A 17,038-nucleotide genomic window follows, 5' to 3' on the forward strand; every position below is an offset into this window, starting at 1 on the left:
TCGATCTGTCGGGCGGCGGGCAGGCGCAGGCGCTCGCCACGCCCGGTCATTGGCGTGCACGGTTATGCGGTTCGATTGTTAGTGGCGAACACGGGCGCAGCCCGCCGAGCGGGATGCGAACCTGGAATTCGCGGGGTTCAGGGCTCGCCGACGATCAGGCGCGGCGCGCCCGGACCCTGGGGTGGGCCATGGTTTCGCGAGTGGGAGGGGAACTTCCTGTAGAGCCCATTCACTCGGTACAAGAACAGGAAACGAGTCATGTTCTGCTCCTACAGGAATGTCGACGGAGGATTCGCGGAGGGGTCGGGGCGACAGCAGGCCTGCGGCGAAAGTTCCCACGAACTGATTAAGACTAAAGTTGCGCCGCAAAATCTTGTCAATATTTCGTCAGCAAAAAAACCTTGCCACCGATAATGGTTATCAACCCACTGTTTTTAATAGGAACTTGAAGGAATCCATAGAGCAAAAAGATATTACAAGATGTTTCTGAGACACCTACTCTGCTGCTTGTGGGCTGCTTGCACTGTATTCGGAAAACGCGCCAAAAGAGCGACCAACCTTTCTGCAAACCAGCAACCACGAGGCTTCTAGCCCGCCCGCCGCAACGGCGGGCGGCTTTTGCGCAGAGGGAGGCTCCCCCCGATGACCAGGCATCCAGGTACCCGCTCCGAGCTGGCCGAGGCACTGTTTCATTTGCGACGCAGTTTCTATGCCCTGGCGGTGTTCAGTGGGGTGATAAACGTCATGATGTTGACACCTGCGGTGTACATGCTGCAGGTGTACGACCGCGCGCTGGTCAGCCGCAACCTCACCACCCTGGGCATGCTGACGGTGCTGGTGACGGGCCTGTTCCTGCTGATGACCGCCCTGGAGTTGCTGCGCAGCCGGGTACTGGTGCGGGTTGGCAACCGCCTGGACATGGCGCTGAACCGGCGCCTGTTCAGCGCCGCCTTCGAGCGCAACCTCAGCCGTGCCGGTGGCAGCCCCGGCCAGGCTCTGCAGGACCTGGCACAGGTGCGCCAGTTCCTCACCGGCAATGGCCTGTTCGCCTTCTTCGACGCCCCCTGGACGCCGATCTACCTGCTGGTCGCCTACCTGATCCACCCGTTGCTGGGGCTGGTCACGCTGATTGGATCGCTGATCCTCGCGGCCCTGGCCTGGCTCACCGAGAAAGCCACCAAGCAGCCGCTGTCCGAGGCCAACCACGCCGCCCTCGCCTGCGCCCACTACGCCAACAACAACCTGCGTAATGCCGAAGTGATCGAGGCCATGGGCATGCTGCCGTCGATCAGCCAGCGCTGGTTCCAGAGCCACCTGCGCATCCTGCAGATGCAGACCCTGGCCTCCGACCGCGCCGCTGTCATCGGCAGCATCGGGCGCTTCGTGCGTATCACCTTGCAGTCGTTGATCCTCGGCACCGGCGCCCTGCTGGCCATCGAAGGCAAGATCACCCCCGGCATGATGATCGCCTGCTCGATCCTCACCGGCCGTGCGCTGGGGCCGGTGGAACAGGTGATCGCCGCGTGGAAACCGCTACTCGGCTGCCGTCTGGCCTGGAGCCGCCTCAACGGCCTGCTGCAAGACTACCCGCAGCGCCCGCCGAGCATGTCACTGCAACGGCCCGTGGGCATGCTCGCCGTGGAAAACGTCTACGCCGGGGCGCCCGGCACCAGCAACACCATCCTGCGCGGGGTCAGCCTGAGCCTGTTGCCGGGCGAAAGCCTCGGCGTCATCGGCCCCTCGGCGTCCGGGAAGTCGACCCTGGCCCGGCTGCTGGTCGGGGTATGGCCGGCCCAGGCCGGCAAGGTGCGCCTGGACGGCGCCGACATCTTCACCTGGAACAAGCGCGAACTGGGCCCCTGGCTCGGCTACCTGCCCCAGGACGTGGAGCTGTTCGAAGGCAGCATCGCCGACAACATCGCCCGCTTTGGCGAGGTGGACAGCGACGCGGTGATCCGCGCCGCCAGGAGCGCCGGCGTGCACGACATGATCCTGCGCTTCGCGCAGGGCTACGACACCCGCCTGGACAGCGACGGCAGTCCGCTGTCCGGTGGCCAGAAGCAGCGCATCGCCCTGGCCCGCGCCTTGTACGGCGAACCCAACCTGATCGTGCTGGATGAACCGAACGCCAACCTTGACGACGTCGGCGAAAAAGCCCTGGTCGATGCCCTGGCCGAGCTCAAGGGCCGCGGCGCCACCGTGGTGCTGATCTCGCACCGCCCCAACGTGCTCTGCGCCGTCGACAAGGTACTGATGCTGCGCGATGGCGGCGTGCAGATGTTCGGCAGCCGCGACGAAGTGTTCGCCGCCCTGCGCACGGCCAGCGTCATCCCCGCTGGCACCGCGACCCCACTGGCCGCCGTCAAGGCAAGGGAGTGACCGATCATGTCCACCACCGCGCATACCGAACTGCTTGCCGCCAACACCGAGCTGCTCGACCTGGACGTTGGCAAACCCGTGCGCTGGGGCCTGTGGCTGGTGCTCGCCGGCTTCGGCGGCTTTCTCCTGTGGGCCTGGCTGGCGCCGCTGGACGCCGGCGTGGTCGCCACCGGCACGGTCAAGGTCACCAGCAACCGCAAGGCCGTGCAGCACCTGAGCGGCGGCACCGTGGAGGCGATTCTCGTGCACGAAGGCGAGCGGGTCGGCAAAGGCCAGCCGCTGGTGCGCCTGGATACCTTGCATGCGATGGCCGAACATGGCGCGGTCAGCGCCCAGTACATCGTCAGCAAGACCGTGGAGAACCGCCTGGAGGCCGAGCGTGATGGGCGCGACACGGTCATCTTCGCCCCCGAACTGCTCAGGCAATACGCAGGTGACCCGCGCCTGCTGGCGGCCATGGACCTGCAACAGCGCCTGCTCGATACGCGCCGCGCAGGGCTCAGCGGGGAGATCAGCATCCTCGAGGAAAACCTCGCCGCTTCGGCGGTGCAGCTCAAGGGCCTGCAGCAGGTGTACGGCGCCCGCGCCTCGCAGATCGGCTTCCTCGGCCAGGAGCTGCAAGGCACGCGCATGCTCGCGGCCGAAGGCTACGTGCCGCGCAACCGCCTGCTGGAGCTCGAGCGCAGCAATGCCGACCTCTCCGCCGGCCAGGCGGAGAACCTCAACAACATCGCCCGGGTGCGCAGCCAGGTCACCGAGCTCAAGCTGCGCGTCCTGCAACGTCGCCACGACTACCTCAAGGAAGTGCAGTCGCAGCTGACCGACACCGCCAAGGAGAGCACCACCCTGGCCGACCGCTTGCGCGCCCTGGACGACGAGGTGACTCACACGGTCATCCGCGCGCCCATCGACGGCATGGTCCAGGCCCTGGGCATCGCCACCGTTGGCGGGGTGGTGCAGCCCGGCGCGCGGATCATGGAGGTGGTCCCGCTCGACGAGCCGCTGCAGGTCGATGCGATGATCCCGGTGCAGGCCATCGACAAGATGACGCCGGGGCTGGCCGTGGACATCGCCTTCCCCGCCTTCAACCACGCCAGCACGCCGAACATTCCCGGGCGCGTGCTGACCGTCTCCGCCGACCGCCTGCTCGACGAGGAGAGCAAGCAGCCGTTCTACCTGGCCCAGGTGGAGGTCACGGCCGATGGCATGGCCATGCTCGGCAGCAACCATATCCGGCCCGGCATGCCCGCCACCGTTACCATCAAGACTGGCGAGCGCAACCTGCTGAGCTACCTGCTCAAACCCCTGCTCGAACGCGTCGACGCCGCGTTCAAGGAGCAATGAGATGAACCGCCACTGCCTTGGCCTGTGCCTGCTGGCGCTGGCGTTGCCGGCCGGCGCCATGGACCTCAGGCAAGCCTGGGACCTGTTGCAGTACCAGGGGCCGATCTACCGCGCCGCGGTGCATGAACAACAGGCTGGCCTGGAAAACCGCGCCATCGGCCAGGCCGGCCTGTTGCCGCAGGTCAACGCCTCGGCCTACGCCAACCGCATCGACGGCAGCCAGCGCCAGCACGGCATCGACAATGACCTCGACTACGACTCCACCGGCGCCAACCTGCGCCTGCGTCAGCCGCTGTTCAACAAGCAGAAGATGGCCGAGTACCGCCAGGGCCAACAACGCGCCGACTACAGCGTCGCTGTGTTCGATGCCAAGAGCCAGGACGCCGCCGTGCGCCTGGCCGACAGCTACTTTGACGTGCTCCTGGCCAGCGAGACCATCACCCTGGCCCGCGCCAAGCTCGCCTCCTTCGAGGAACAGCTCACCTCGGCCCGGCGGCGCATGCAGCTGGGTGCCGGCACCGTCACCGATATCGACGAGTCCCTGGCCCGCCGCGACCTTGCCGAAGCCCAGCTGATCGAGGCCCAGGACGACCTGGCCAATGCCAGCCGCAAGCTGGCCGAATACATCGGCGAGACACCGGCGTCGCTGACCACCCTGCAAACAGACTTCGCCACCCCGCCGCTGCTGCCGGACAACCTGCGCGACTGGCTGGCACGGGCCCAGGCCGACAGCCCATTGATCCATGCCCGCCAGCACAGCTACGCACTGGCCGAGGAAGAGTTCAAGCGTGCCAAGGCCGGTCACTGGCCGACCCTGGACTTCGTCGCCGGCTACACCGCCGGCAAGAGCCAGTCGATATCCGAGCTCAACCAGCGCAACCACTACAGCTCGATCGGCCTGGAGCTGAACATCCCGCTGTACAGCGGTGGCGGTGTCAGCGCGCTGAGCCGGCAGGCCAGCGCCAACAGCGCCAAGGCCCTGGACGAGCTCGACGCCACACGCCAGGAAGTCATCACCGGCACCACACGCGAGTTCCGCGGCGTGCAGAGCGGTGCCTTGCGCGTGCACGCGCTGGAGCGAGCGGTCGCCTCCAACGAACGCTCGCTGCTCTCGGCGCGCAAGGGCTTCAGCGCGGGCGGCACCAGCACCAATGCCGATGTGCTCAACGCCGAGGAGCTGCTGTTCGTGGCACGGCATGACCTGTTCGAGGCCAAGCTGCATTACCTGATGTCACGGCTGCGCCTGGCGTCTTCGGTGGGCAGCCTGGGGGATGACGACATCGATCAGATCAACCGCTACCTGGGGCCGGAGTTGTTGGTGAACAACTAGGTTGGGATAGAGCCACGCGACATCTGCCCACAGTTTGGCGATACTGCGCAGCCCTCATCCATGAAAAGGACTTCGCTGATGAAGCGACTGCTTACCCTCGCCCTCCTCACCCTGGCCATCGCCGGCTGCGACAAGGCCGAACAGACCGCCGCAGTGTCTGGCCAATGCGCCAAGGACACCGACTGCAAGGGTGAGCGCATCTGTGAAAGTGGACAGTGCATCAACCCCCAGCCGCAACCCGCGCTGCTGGCCAAACCGGCCACCGCGCCGCTGGCGCCGAGCATCGCCTACGAGCCGCTGCCAGTCGGCGACGAAGGCGCCGGGCCGTTCACCGTGCAAGGCATGGAGCTGGGCACTGCACTGAACTACCAGTCCCGGGCGGGCGTGATGAACGTCATGGAGGCCGTCGTCGCCGATGCCGAAAGCACCGGCTACGTCGCCATCGAAAAGGCCTATACGTTCGGCCCCAACCGCTATGTACTCGTGGTCTCCACGGGCGAAGGCGGCAATGCCTGCCCGGCGTCGACCTATGTCTTCAGCTTCGATACCAGCGGTGAGTACGTGGACGGCAAGGCCGAAGTGGACGGCTGTTCGGAAATGGTCGAAAGCATGGCCGAGGGCAACAAGCTGACCATCAAGAAGGACGGCGCCGCGACCGTGGTGTACAACGGCCAGGTGAAGTGATCAAGGGCGGTCAGGTGGCCCGGCTTGCGCCAGGCGCAACGCACTGAAGTCGTTGATGATTCCGCCATGGGCCCGGCAGAACTTTTTCCGTTTTGCCGGTCTATTGGGTGAGTGCGCCACGCGGCTGTCCTGGCATCCGCTGGCCACATGCTCAATTGCCCACAGAGGTTGTCTTCACTGATGAAAATCCCTGCCCCATGCATGCTGCTCGTTGGCCTGTTCGCACTCGCGGCCGCAGGCTCGGCATCCGCCGCACCGATGAAGACTGTTGCACCTTCCGCCCAAGTCCTCGACGCGGCGAGCCATCCCGCAGCCGAAAACCCCTGGCCAATCCTGGCAAGCGCGCCATCGGCACCGCTGCTGGCCCATGACGACCGCTACCGCCACGACGAGCGCTGGCATGACCACCGCGACGACTGGCGCCGGGAGCAGTGGCGCCGCGAACAATGGCGCCGGGAGCAGCACCGCCGGGCAATGGAGCGGCAACGCTACTGGGACCGCCACCATGATCGCGCCCTGCACCATCGCTATGACGACGACCGCCGCTACTATCGCCGCTGATCAGCACTCCGTGTATTCAGCCCCGCGCTGAAGTTTCACTGGGGGCTGGAGGCCACCGCAGCGCTTCGCTGGAACATCTTGAAAAATCGTGCAGGCCCGACCGGTTGAATGGCAATCTAGGGCGCGCAGCAAACCCTCTTCAGGATATTCAAGGGAGTCATGCACTCATGGCAGCAATGGATCGCGTTTTTCATGACCTTCACCAGCAAGGGCTGTTGCTGCTGGCCAATGTGGCGGACGCAGGCGGTGCACGCCTGGTCGAACGCCAGGGCAGCAAGGCAGTCGCCACCAGCAGTGCCGCCGTGGCCTGGTCCCATGGTTACCAGGATGGCGACAAGCTGCCCCTGGCGCTGCTGGCCAGCACCGTCGAGTCGATGGCAAGGGTACTCAACGTGCCGCTGACCGTGGATATCGAAGGCGGCTACTCGGACGCTCCCGAACAGGTCGCCAAGGTCGTCGACACCGTCATCGCCGCCGGCGCGGTGGGCATCAACATCGAGGACGGCACTCAGCCCCCCGAACAGCTCCTGCGCAAGCTCGACGCCGCCAGAAACGCCGCCAGCCGGCGCGGGGTCGACCTGTTCATCAACGTGCGCAGCGATGTCTACCTGAAGAACCTGCTGCCCGCCGAGCAACGCCTCGAAGAGCTCCTGCGTCGCGCCACGCAGTATGCTGCCGGTGGCGCGAACGGGCTGTTCGCCGCCGGCGTGGTCGAGCACGGCGAGATCGCCACGCTGTGCCGGGAGGTGACGCTGCCGGTCAACCTGCTCTGGCGCGCAGGCTTGCCCGGCCCTGCCGAACTGCAACGGCTTGGCGTTCGCCGCCTGAGCGCCGGTTCGAGCATCGCCGAGTTTCTCTACGGTGCCATGAGCGGCCTCACCCAGTGCTTCCTGGAAAACGGACAGCTCGACACCAGTGGGTTGAAGGCCCACAGCTATGCAGAACTCAACGCACTGATGGCCAGCCAGGCTGATCGTACCTGAACGCGATTGGGGCGACACAGGTGATCCCGCACTGCTGCACGCGCCTGTACGACACTAGCGTCGTACAGGCGCCTCTCTTCAACCTCCGCGCCTTCGCATTCGCGAGAACCATGCCATGCAAGTGATCGCCGCCCCCTCGAACCTCGGCCTCAGCCCCCTGAGGCCCGGCCACCAACCCGGTACCTGGCGAGCCCCCTCAGCCCTGCTTGCAGGTGGCCTGCTACGGGCGATCAAGGCCAGTACCGTGAGGCATCTGCCGCGCCCAGCCTACTCAGCCGAGGCGCAGCCCGGCACCCGCCTGCGCAATGGCCACGCCCTGCGCGCATTCAACCTCGCCCTGGCGGACATGGTGCGCGCCGCCACGCTGCAGGATGAGTTCGCATTGGTCCTCGGCGGAGACTGCTCCATCCTGCTCGGCGCACTGGCCGGTGCGCGCCACGCAGGCCCGCTGTCGCTCCTTCACATCGACGGGCACAGCGACTTCCGCCACCCCGGCAACTACGACCCGGCACAGAGCCTGGGCGCAGTCGCAGGCATGGACCTGGCCCTGGCAACCGGCCGTGGCGAGGCGCTGGCGACCGACTGGCCCGGCATAACCAGCCCGCTCGTCGCCGATGCCCAGGTTATCCAGCTGGGCGAGCGCGAGAACCGTGACCATGACTTTGCCTGGCCTGATATAAACCATACGGCCATCAACCGGATCGACGTGTTCGAGGCGCTTGCCATCGGCCCGGACGCAGTCATCGCACGGATCCGCGACACGCTCGCTCAGGTGCCTGACCAAGGGCTCTGGATACACCTCGACGTCGATGTGCTGGACCAGGCGATCATGCCCGCGGTCGACAGCCCCGGCTCACCGGGCATCGCACCCGACGACCTGGCAAAAATCCTCATCCCGTTCGTGGCGGATCGACGCTGCCGGGGCATGACGGTGACCGTCTTCGACCCTGACCTGGACCCCGACGGGCGCTGCGCGGCGACGATCGTCGAGCTGCTGGGGCGATTGCCGTTCCCACCGAGCACGACCGATTGAAGCAGCCGCCTTTTTGCTTGCGTACCGGTAGTGCCCCGCCCCCGACCCTGTGTATGCTGCTCGGGCGCGGCAAGCGGCCCATGGCGGCTTGCAGGACATCGCGCGGCCGCCCTGCGTGATCGGACCATGACCGGGCTACCCGTATCGGACACCCCCGCCCTATGCCCGTCGACCTGCAAGCGCTCTACCCCAGGCTGATCCACCTGATGCTGGACACCGTGTTCGTGGTCGACCGGGACGACACCATCGTGTTCGTGAGCGATGCCTGCGAAACCTTGCTCGGCTACCGCGCCGACGAGCTGACCGGCACCCCGATCACCCGCTACATGCACCCGGATGACCTGGAGGCCACCCGCGCCTCGATCGTGCGGGTGATGAACGGCAACGCCCACTGTGACTTTCGCAACCGCTATGTGCGCAAGGATGGCGAGATCGTGCACATTCTCTGGGCGGCCTCCTGGTCCGATGAAGTAGGCGCGCGGATCGGTGTGGCCCGCAACATCACCGCCCTCACCCAGGCCGAGCAGGAGCTGCGCTTCCTCGCCCATCACGACCCGCTGACCAAGCTGACCAACCGCTCGCTGTTCAACGACCGCCTCGCCGCGGCCCTGCGCATGGCTCGCCAGCAGCGCCGGCGGCTGGCCTTGCTGTTTCTCGACGTCAATGATTTCAAGGGCATCAACGATGTACATGGCCACGCTGCCGGCGACCGCGTGCTGTGCACCATCGCCCGCCGGCTGCAGGACAGCGTGCAGGCGGCGGACACCGTGGCGCGGATCGGCGGCGACGAGTTCATCGTGCTGCTGACCGACGTGCCCTCGGAGGATGCCGTGTACGAGATGGTCGAGCAGATCGCCAGGGTCATGGAGCAACCGCTCGGCGCCGAGTTCGGCGAGATCAGGATGCCCTCCTGCAGCATCGGCGTGGCCTGCTACCCCAGCGATGGCGAGGATGCCGACACCTTGCTCAGCCACGCCGATGGCCAGATGTACCTCAAGAAACGGCGGCGCGTACGCGTGGGGTGAGTCGACCTCATCGCGGGGCAAGCCCGCTCCCACGCGTTCGGGTAATGATCCAAGCGATTGCTCAGCTCTTCCAGGCCTCCACCACCACCCGCGTGGCTGCCGCGATCGTCTCGCTGTTCCAGGGCGCATCCGCCTTGGCTCCACGGCTGAACACCACCACGATCCACGGCGCCCGGCCTTTGGGCCAGATGACCGCGACATCGTTGGCCACACCGTAGTCACCCGACCCGGTCTTGTCGCCCACCACCCAATCCTTCGGCACGCCGGCGCGGATACGGGCATCGCCCGTGGTGTTGCCCTTGAGCCAATCCTGCAGCTGTTGACGCTCGGCAGCAGCCAGGCCGTCGCCCAGCAACAGGCGCTGCAGAGTCACGCCCATGGCCAGGGGCGTGGTGGTGTCACGCGGGTCGCCCGGCAAGGCGGTGTTGAGGGTCGGTTCGTTGCGGTCGAGGCGGAACGTCGGGTCACCCAGGCTCCGGGCAAACGCCGTAAGCCCCGGTGGGCCACCGACCAGCTCGAGCAACAGGTTGCCGGCGGTGTTGTCGCTGTACTGCACCGCGGCGGCGCAGAGCCCGGCGACGGTCATGCCGGCGCCGACGTGCTTTTCGGTGACCGGGGAATACACCACCAGCTGTTCGGCGCCGTAGGCGATACGCCGCTCCAGCAAGCCCGGCTCGGCCTGGCTGCGGTGCAGGATGGCGCCGGCGAGGACGGCCTTGAAGGTGCTGCAGAACGCGAAGCGCTCCTCGGCGCGCCAGACCAGTTGCTGGCCGCTGCCGGTGTCCAGGGCCCACAGCCCGATCGTGCTGCCGGTTGTGGCCTCCAGCTGCTGCAATGCTTTGCGCAGCGGGTCATCCGCCCAGGTTGGCAGGGCCAGCAGGGCCGAGCAGCCGAGCGCGCCCTGGAGCACGCGACGGCGGCTGAGGGTGGAAGTCATGCGGGTATTCCTTACGGCAATGAGCAAAACGCGAAGGCTAGAACGTTTTAGCATGCGCGCCAAGCAGAGGATGCGCCCAGGGCTGCCTGCGCGGCGCATGGCACGCGCTTCTCCTGTGACCGCGCCAGGGCAATTCTTTTCGCGCCACCGCCCTGGCCACCCTTGCGCTGACCGGCAAAAGGCAGGACAGTAACCGGGTATTCCCGCAAAGAAACGGAGATTCGCCTTGACTACCGATCGCCTGAGCCTGCTCCAGTTCGAGCACCTCAGCCTGAAACCCGCCGCCGCCAGCCAGTTCGCCCTCTCGTTGAAGGAGCTTGAACAGCTGACCCTCCCCGAGCGCTACGCCTTCCGCGCTGCCCACTACCTGGGCGACCTGGCCGAAGCGGAGAACAGCCAGCAACTGGCGGTTGCCAAGGACCAGGGCATCGGCTTCACCCAGGGCCTGCTCACCGCCGCGGCAATCGAAGACGCACTGGCGAAAAGACTGATCGAGGTCTTCAATAACGCCAGCGAACGCGCCCACAAGCTGTTGCCTCAGTAATGCCTTCAAGAGCCCGGCGCCATGCCGGGCTCTGCCCTGCCCCGATCCTGTCCTACCAGCTTCTGCGTCTCGCCTGGCATAGCCCAAGGAGTCCACATGCCCCTGGTACGCATCGACATCAAGCGCCACCCCGACCCGACTCACCTGCGCACGCTTGGCCAGATCGTCTACGCCTGCCTGCGGCGCACGATCAATGTCCCCGAGCACGACAACTTCCAGGTCCTGACCGAGCACGACGGTGATCGCCTGGTGTTCGACCCTCAGTACCTGGGCATCCAGCGCTCCGACGGCCAGGTGTTCATCCAGATCACCCTCAGCGAAGGCCGCACCCTGGAGCAGAAGAAAGCGCTGTACCAGGCGATCGCCGAAGACTTCGAACGCGAGGCCGGGGTCCGCCCGCAGGACGTGTTCATCAACCTGGTCGAAGTGCGCAAGGAGAACTGGTCGTTCGGCAACGGTATCGCCCAGTACGCACTCTGAGGTAAAACGACTACCTGTCGCAGAGGACCTGCGTCCACCCCGGCATGACACGCACTCATTCAAGGAAGAAAAGAGATTGAAAACAGTTTTTGGCGCACTGTTGTCGGCTTGCCTGACGACGCTTGCCTTTGCCGATGAGAACGCCATCGGCTTCCAATCCTCCACACTGCAGGACTCGCACACTGGCCGCCCACTGCAGATGGTTGTCTGGTACCCGACCGCAGCGACCTCCACCGCGCAACTGATCGCCGACAATGCGCTGTTTGCCGGTGTCGCTGCCATTCCTGACGCACCGCCATCCAGCGGCGAACACCCCTTGGTGATGCTCTCTCACGGCTATCGGGGCAACTGGAGCAACCAGGCATGGCTCGCCAGTGCCCTGGCCCACAAGGGCTACATCGTCGCCGCAGTCAATCATCCTGGCAGCACGACCCATGACCGCAGCCCAGAAGCTGCTGCGCAGTTATGGCAGCGGCCGGTTGATCTGCGCCGCGCCATCGATCGGGTCACGGCTCAACCGGATAAATTCGGCAGAGTCGCCGCTGGCCGCATTGCCGTGGTGGGTCACTCACTCGGTGGCTGGACCGCCCTGGAAATCGCCGGTGCGCGTTTCGATCCAGATCGCTTTGCCCACGACTGCAAGGCCCACCCGCAGCTGTCCAGCTGCTCCGTTTATGGCCAGATGAAGCCGGCAGGCACGCCAGACGCGAAGGCCGCGCTCGGCGCCAATCTGCGCGATGAACGCGTCAGCGCTGTGGTGAGCCTGGATCTTGGCCTTTCACGGGGCCTCACCGATGAAAGCCTGGCCACGTTGCCCGTACCTGCGCTGGTGATCGCCGCCGGCGTCCCCTCGCGGGAACTTCCCGCCGAGCTTGAGTCCGCCAACCTGGCCAAACGCCTGCCCGAGGCGTCAAGCCGCTACGTCGAGATCGGCGACGCAAGCCATTTCACCTTCATGGCTGTGTGCAAGCCTGGCGCACAGTCATTGCTCGAAGCAGAAGTGTCCGGCGATGGCATCATTTGCCTGGACGGCGATAACGGCCGCGCCCGCGAGGTGATCCAGCAGCAGGTCACTTCACTGATAACAGCATTTCTCGCCCAGCCAGCCGGCGAAACAACAGGCAGTCTTTGAACGTGCGGTCAATACCGACAACTGACCTCACCGCGCAGCAAGGGCGTCCTGCTTTGGCATGAGAAACCGGGCGAACAATTCGGATTGTGACCGGACATTCAACTTGGCGTAGAGGTTACGCCGATGCACCTTGATGGTTTCCACCGAGAGCGCCAGCTTGCCGGCCACTTCCTTGTTGGAGAAGCCACTCAGCAGCAACCTGAGCACATCGCTCTCGCGCGCGGTGATCTGCGTGGCCAGCTGCGCAACCGTTTCCGGCCATGACAGTGGCTCGGCGAGGTGTTCGTTCGCGTCGACTTCAAAGGCCATGCGCTGGTGCATGAGCGCAGTCACCCAGGGCTTGATGATATCGAGCAGGGTAATTTGTTCCTGGCTGAAACGAACCTTGCTGCCGATGGACATGCACAATGTTCTATCGGGGTCGAGCTGCACATTGTATTGGACTTCATCCGCCGAAATATAATGAGCGAAATACTGCTGATAGTATTCAGTCTCGACAAAGTATTCCGGTGCTATGTCCAGCAGATGAAAGAAGCCACTCTGCGGGTTTTCCCGATTGGCGATATAAAACGGGTCCAGCAGGTAAAGCCCCTTCACATAGCGATGAATGAACGCATCGACCTCCTGCGCATCGGCCACTTCAGGAAGAGCCACCACGTCCACCTGCTGCTGGCTGAAGATCAGCACCACCCAGTTGTCGATCTGCACATACTCATTCAACACCCGCACCAACGAACTCCAGAACGCGGGGCGGTCCAGCTGCATGATCAGCTTGCCGATCGAACGGTGCCACGCCAGGCCATGAAGGTCGAACGGCATTTTCTACCCCTTTTGGGTTAGGAATTAGCAGGTCAGCGCTACGTAATCGGAGGTATTTACTATCCGGGCCTGCCCGGTATAGTCGCTGTCTGGGCCCAGGACGGGCCAGAAGATACATCGTTTCGATAAGGATGTTGCATGAGAACGTCACGTTTGCGAACCCTTTTTGCCGCCTCGCTGCTCAGTGCGGCAATCAGCACCTCGGTGGCCGCGGCCCAGCCCGGCATGCACCTGTACAACTGGTTCGGGCTGCTCGCGCCAGAGACTCCCAAGGCCTTCGAACAGGCAACCGGCACGCGGATGCGCATGGATGCATTCGACAGCGCCGACATCATGCAGAGCAAGGTAATGGCCGGGCGCACGGGGTATGACGTGGTCGTGGCCACCTCCAACGTATTGCCCAGCCTGATCCAGGCGGGCGTGCTGCAGCCCCTGGACCGTGAGCAACTGAGCAACCTGGCGCATATCGACCCTGCGCTGCTGGCCCAGGTCGCGGTCAATGACCCTGGTAATCGTTACGCGGTGCCCTACCTGTGGGGCACCACCGGCATCGGCTATGACGTCGACAAGGTCAAAGCGGCATTGGGTGAACAGGCGCCGGTGGACAGCTGGGACCTGATCTTCAAGGAAGAGAACATCAGCAAGCTGCAATCCTGCGGCGTGGCGATGCTCGATTCCCCGAGCGAGATCATCTCGATTGCCTTGCATTACCTGGGACTGCCCAGCAACAGCAAGAACCCGGACGACTACCAGAAAGCCCAGGCGCTGCTGTTGAAGATACGCCCCTACGTCCTCTACTTCGACTCCTCGCGAATCGACACCGACCTGGCTGACGGCAATATCTGCGCGGTTGTCGGTTGGGCCAATGGTGCCCTTGCGGCACAGGCCCTGAACGAGAAGACCAACACCGGGCGCCGGATTTCCTACAGCCTGCCGCGCGAGGGCGCGCTGGTCTGGTCGGAGAACCTGGTACTGCTCAAAGACGCCCCTCACCCCAAGGAAGGCATGGCGTTCATCAACTACATGCTGCGGCCAGAAGTCATTGCCAAGACCTCGAACCACACGCTGTACCCCAACGCCAACAAGGACGCCACCGAGTTTGTCGAGCAGAAACTGCGCGACAATCCCTGGATCTACCCGGACGCCACGACGATATCCACGCTGATTCCACTTGAGCCACTGCCGTTGAAACTGGAGCGGATCCGCACCCGGGTCTGGACCAAAGTGAAAAGCGGTGTGTGATCTGAAGTAATGGGGTGTCTGCTACCCCATGCCAGCCCTTGATCGTGTCCATTGGCGTGCAGCGCGCTGCACGCCAATGCCTGTTGCTCAATTGAGTCCGACCTTGAAAAGAGAACAGTGGATGTTCAGCCCAGCCCAAAAAACTCACTTCGGTTTGACGATCGACGGTATCGATCGCGCTTTCCACGTGCTCGCATTCAATGGGGAGGAAGCGCTCGGCAGGCCGTACTTCTTCAATGTAGAGCTTGTCGGTGAGCGGGCTGACATGGATCTCGAATGCCTTTTCGACCGTGAGGCTTTCCTGTCCTTCGACAACAATGGCAACGGCATTCATGGGCGGGTCTACCACATCGCTCAAAGCGGTAATACACAAGGTTCGAAGCGCTACAGCATGACCCTGGTACCGCACCTTTCCTACTTGCGCCACCGCATCAACCAGAGAATCTATGAACAGTTCTCGGTACCGAACATCGTTGCCTTGATCCTGGAAGAGCACGGGATCGTCGGCGACGCTTATCGGTTTCATCTAGGCTCGACTTACCCCGAGCGCGACTACTGCACCCAATACGACGAAACGGATTTGCACTTCATTCAGCGCCTGTGCGAGGAAGAAGGCATCCACTTCCATTTCCAGCACAGTGCCCAGGGCCATGTGCTGGTGTTCGGTGATGACCAGGCGGTGTTCCCCAGGTTGGGGCAACCTGCCGCCTGCAACCAGGACGGCGACAATCCGCTCGATTTTCGTGGCCTGGCGGATCATCAAGCTGAAGGGCAAAGTGACCAGACCCATTTGGCCAGTGGCCATGTGCTGGACATTTGCGGGCACCCGCGCCAGGCGTGGAACGCCCCGTGGCTCCTGACGCGGGTCATTCACCAGGGCAGGCAACAACGGATAGCCGCTGAGCCCGGCGCCACTGACCAGGTGGATGACGTTGCTCAGGGATACCGCAACCACTTCATGGCTGTTCCCTGGGATACGTCGTACCGTCAGCCGTTGACTCACCGCAAACCTGAGCTACCCGGCAACCAGACCGCTGTCGTCATCGCGGTGGAAGACGAGATGTCCCAGCGTGACCGGCGCCTGGCAAAGATACAGGTCAAGTTCCCTTGGGACCGCGAAGACTGGTTCGACGACAAGAGCAGTTGCTGGCTGAGCGCGTCCTCCAGTTGGTGCTGTGCGAGCACACCGCCGCACACGGGCATGGAAGTCATGGTCACCTTCGTGGAAAACGACCCCGATCAACCGCTGATCAGCGGTTGCCTGTGTTGCCGCTGACCGCACGCCCTGCCCGGGCCAGCGACGATTGGTGTACCGTTGCCGCGCCGAACCGATGTTCAGCCCCTACCCTGATCGATGGAGCCCGCTCGATGGCCAACACGCCGTTCTTTCCCCTGCAGCCCCTGGCGGACGAACTGCTGCCCTGCCTGCCCAGCGCCTGTACCGATGGCTCCCACGACCTCGCCCATGTGCAACGGGTGTGGAGCAACGTCCGGCGCATCCAGGCCAAGGAAGGTGGCGACCTCGAAGTGCTGCTCGCCGCCACCGTGCTGCACGACTGCGTGGCGGTGGAGAAGAACTCGCCTCTGCGCAGCCAGGCCTCGACGCTCTCGGCCGAGCGGGCCGCCGCGATCCTCACCAACATGGGCTGGCCATCGGCACGCGTCGAACAAGCGGCCCATGCGGTGCAGACCCACAGTTTCTCGGCGGGCATCGCGCCGCTGAGCCTGGAGGCGAAGATCCTCCAGGACAGCGACCGCCTCGATGCCCTCGGCGCGGTGGGCGTCGCCCGTTGTTTCTATGTCGCAGGCCGCATGGGCTCGTCACTGTACGACTTCGAGAATCCCACTGCCGAAGGGCGGGACCACCAGGACAACCGGTACGCCATCGAGCATTTCCACACCAAGCTGCTAAAGCTCGCCTCGGGGTTCCAGACAACCGAGGGGGCTCGCCTGGCCATGCTGCGACATGAACGGCTGGCGTCGTTCCTGGACGATTTCATGGATGAGGTCGGCGCGGCCTGAGCTCAGGTCGCCGGCACCTGCAACCCAGTCTTCACATTGCTCATCGACACAAGCGTCTTGAAGCGCTTCACATTGTTGCTCTGGAAGAACAGCTCCCGCGTCAACTGGGTGTACTGCGCCATGTCCCGCACCAGCATGATCAGCACGAAGTCGCATGCCCCCGCCACGTAATAGCACTGCTGCACCTGCGGGCAGGCCATGAAGGTGCGTTTCATGGCGTCGAGCAGGTCAAGACGCTCATTCTCCACCTCCACTTCGGTGATCACCGTCAGCGTGTAACCCAGCGCCAGCGGGTCGACCTGGGCCACGGTGCGCTGGATCACGCCGTCTTGGGTGAGTTTCTTCAGCCGACGGTTAACCGCAGCCGACGACAGGTTCACCTGCACGCCAAGGTCGATCTGGGAAGTGCTGGCATCACGCTGCACGGCGTCGAGCAGTGCGCGATCGAAGGGGTCAAGGCTCATGTAGGTTGGGTCCTGTCAGGCGTATGCAACTGCAATGAGATTACGCTTTTTGCCTGAAA

17 protein-coding genes are annotated in these 17,038 nt (G+C 64.3%); 14 read left to right on the forward strand and 3 right to left on the reverse strand.

Annotated elements, in window-relative coordinates; translation table 11 throughout:
* The first annotated feature begins 642 nt into the window (after positions 1-642).
* The 8 genes from AAHK21_RS04090 (at position 643) to AAHK21_RS04125 (ending at position 9,339) form a co-directional block, all read left to right on the forward strand.
* The gene (locus AAHK21_RS04090) at positions 643-2,379 is read left to right on the forward strand and encodes a type I secretion system permease/ATPase (protein WP_367856506.1); all 1,737 of its coding nucleotides are present in this window, start codon (positions 643-645) and stop codon (positions 2,377-2,379) included.
* Between the two features lie 6 nt (positions 2,380-2,385).
* Positions 2,386-3,723: an HlyD family type I secretion periplasmic adaptor subunit gene (locus tag AAHK21_RS04095; protein ID WP_367856507.1), complete on the forward strand. Its 1,338-nt coding sequence runs from the start codon at positions 2,386-2,388 to the stop codon at positions 3,721-3,723.
* Between the two features lies 1 nt (position 3,724).
* Complete coding sequence (locus tag AAHK21_RS04100; protein WP_367856508.1) at positions 3,725-5,053, forward strand: TolC family outer membrane protein; 1,329 nt, start codon at positions 3,725-3,727, stop codon at positions 5,051-5,053.
* Between the two features lie 78 nt (positions 5,054-5,131).
* Entirely contained in the window at positions 5,132-5,737 is a 606-nt protein-coding gene (locus AAHK21_RS04105; protein WP_367856509.1) for a hypothetical protein, read from the forward strand.
* A gap of 180 nt (positions 5,738-5,917) precedes the next feature.
* A complete protein-coding gene (locus AAHK21_RS04110) occupies positions 5,918-6,298 on the forward strand; it encodes a hypothetical protein (RefSeq protein ID WP_367856510.1) in 381 nt (126 codons plus the stop codon).
* A gap of 167 nt (positions 6,299-6,465) precedes the next feature.
* The gene (locus AAHK21_RS04115) at positions 6,466-7,281 is read left to right on the forward strand and encodes an isocitrate lyase/phosphoenolpyruvate mutase family protein (RefSeq protein WP_367856511.1); all 816 of its coding nucleotides are present in this window, start codon (positions 6,466-6,468) and stop codon (positions 7,279-7,281) included.
* Between the two features lie 115 nt (positions 7,282-7,396).
* A complete protein-coding gene (locus AAHK21_RS04120; protein ID WP_367856512.1) occupies positions 7,397-8,314 on the forward strand; it encodes an arginase family protein in 918 nt (305 codons plus the stop codon).
* Between the two features lie 161 nt (positions 8,315-8,475).
* Complete coding sequence (locus AAHK21_RS04125) at positions 8,476-9,339, forward strand: diguanylate cyclase (RefSeq protein WP_367856513.1); 864 nt, start codon at positions 8,476-8,478, stop codon at positions 9,337-9,339.
* A gap of 61 nt (positions 9,340-9,400) precedes the next feature.
* Here the strand turns inward: AAHK21_RS04125 and bla are convergent, their stop codons facing one another.
* Positions 9,401-10,375 (reverse strand): class A beta-lactamase, encoded by a 975-nt coding sequence (bla, locus tag AAHK21_RS04130; RefSeq protein ID WP_367856514.1) that lies wholly within the window; start codon positions 10,373-10,375, stop codon positions 9,401-9,403.
* A gap of 127 nt (positions 10,376-10,502) precedes the next feature.
* Here bla and AAHK21_RS04135 point away from each other — a divergent pair, with 127 nt between their 5' ends.
* The 3 genes from AAHK21_RS04135 (at position 10,503) to AAHK21_RS04145 (ending at position 12,432) form a co-directional block, all read left to right on the forward strand.
* The gene (locus AAHK21_RS04135; RefSeq protein ID WP_046856247.1) at positions 10,503-10,820 is read left to right on the forward strand and encodes a hypothetical protein; all 318 of its coding nucleotides are present in this window, start codon (positions 10,503-10,505) and stop codon (positions 10,818-10,820) included.
* Positions 10,821-10,916: 96 nt separating this feature from the next.
* A complete protein-coding gene (locus AAHK21_RS04140; RefSeq protein ID WP_367856515.1) occupies positions 10,917-11,300 on the forward strand; it encodes a tautomerase family protein in 384 nt (127 codons plus the stop codon).
* Positions 11,301-11,376: 76 nt separating this feature from the next.
* Positions 11,377-12,432 (forward strand): alpha/beta hydrolase family protein, encoded by a 1,056-nt coding sequence (locus AAHK21_RS04145; protein ID WP_367856516.1) that lies wholly within the window; start codon positions 11,377-11,379, stop codon positions 12,430-12,432.
* Positions 12,433-12,459: 27 nt separating this feature from the next.
* Here the strand turns inward: AAHK21_RS04145 and AAHK21_RS04150 are convergent, their stop codons facing one another.
* On the reverse strand, positions 12,460-13,251 hold the full coding sequence (locus tag AAHK21_RS04150; protein ID WP_046856249.1) for a response regulator transcription factor: 792 nt from the start codon (positions 13,249-13,251) through the stop codon (positions 12,460-12,462).
* Positions 13,252-13,389: 138 nt separating this feature from the next.
* On the opposite strand from AAHK21_RS04150, the gene AAHK21_RS04155 reads away from it, so the two are divergent.
* The 3 genes from AAHK21_RS04155 (at position 13,390) to AAHK21_RS04165 (ending at position 16,515) form a co-directional block, all read left to right on the forward strand.
* The gene (locus AAHK21_RS04155) at positions 13,390-14,493 is read left to right on the forward strand and encodes a polyamine ABC transporter substrate-binding protein (RefSeq protein ID WP_367856517.1); all 1,104 of its coding nucleotides are present in this window, start codon (positions 13,390-13,392) and stop codon (positions 14,491-14,493) included.
* Positions 14,494-14,614: 121 nt separating this feature from the next.
* The gene (gene tssI / locus AAHK21_RS04160; protein ID WP_367856518.1) at positions 14,615-15,769 is read left to right on the forward strand and encodes a type VI secretion system tip protein TssI/VgrG; all 1,155 of its coding nucleotides are present in this window, start codon (positions 14,615-14,617) and stop codon (positions 15,767-15,769) included.
* Between the two features lie 92 nt (positions 15,770-15,861).
* Positions 15,862-16,515 carry an HD domain-containing protein gene (locus tag AAHK21_RS04165; protein WP_367856519.1) on the forward strand — a complete coding sequence of 218 codons (654 nt, stop codon included), beginning with the start codon at positions 15,862-15,864 and terminating at the stop codon, positions 16,513-16,515.
* 2 nt (positions 16,516-16,517) lie between these two features.
* On the opposite strand, the gene AAHK21_RS04170 is transcribed toward AAHK21_RS04165, so the two are convergent.
* Positions 16,518-16,979: an Lrp/AsnC family transcriptional regulator gene (locus AAHK21_RS04170; protein WP_023632458.1), complete on the reverse strand. Its 462-nt coding sequence runs from the start codon at positions 16,977-16,979 to the stop codon at positions 16,518-16,520.
* Positions 16,980-17,038: the final 59 nt, after the last annotated feature.

It is taken from the genome of Pseudomonas sp. TE50-2 (assembly GCF_040813665.1).
Lineage (GTDB): Bacteria > Pseudomonadota > Gammaproteobacteria > Pseudomonadales > Pseudomonadaceae > Aquipseudomonas > Aquipseudomonas soli.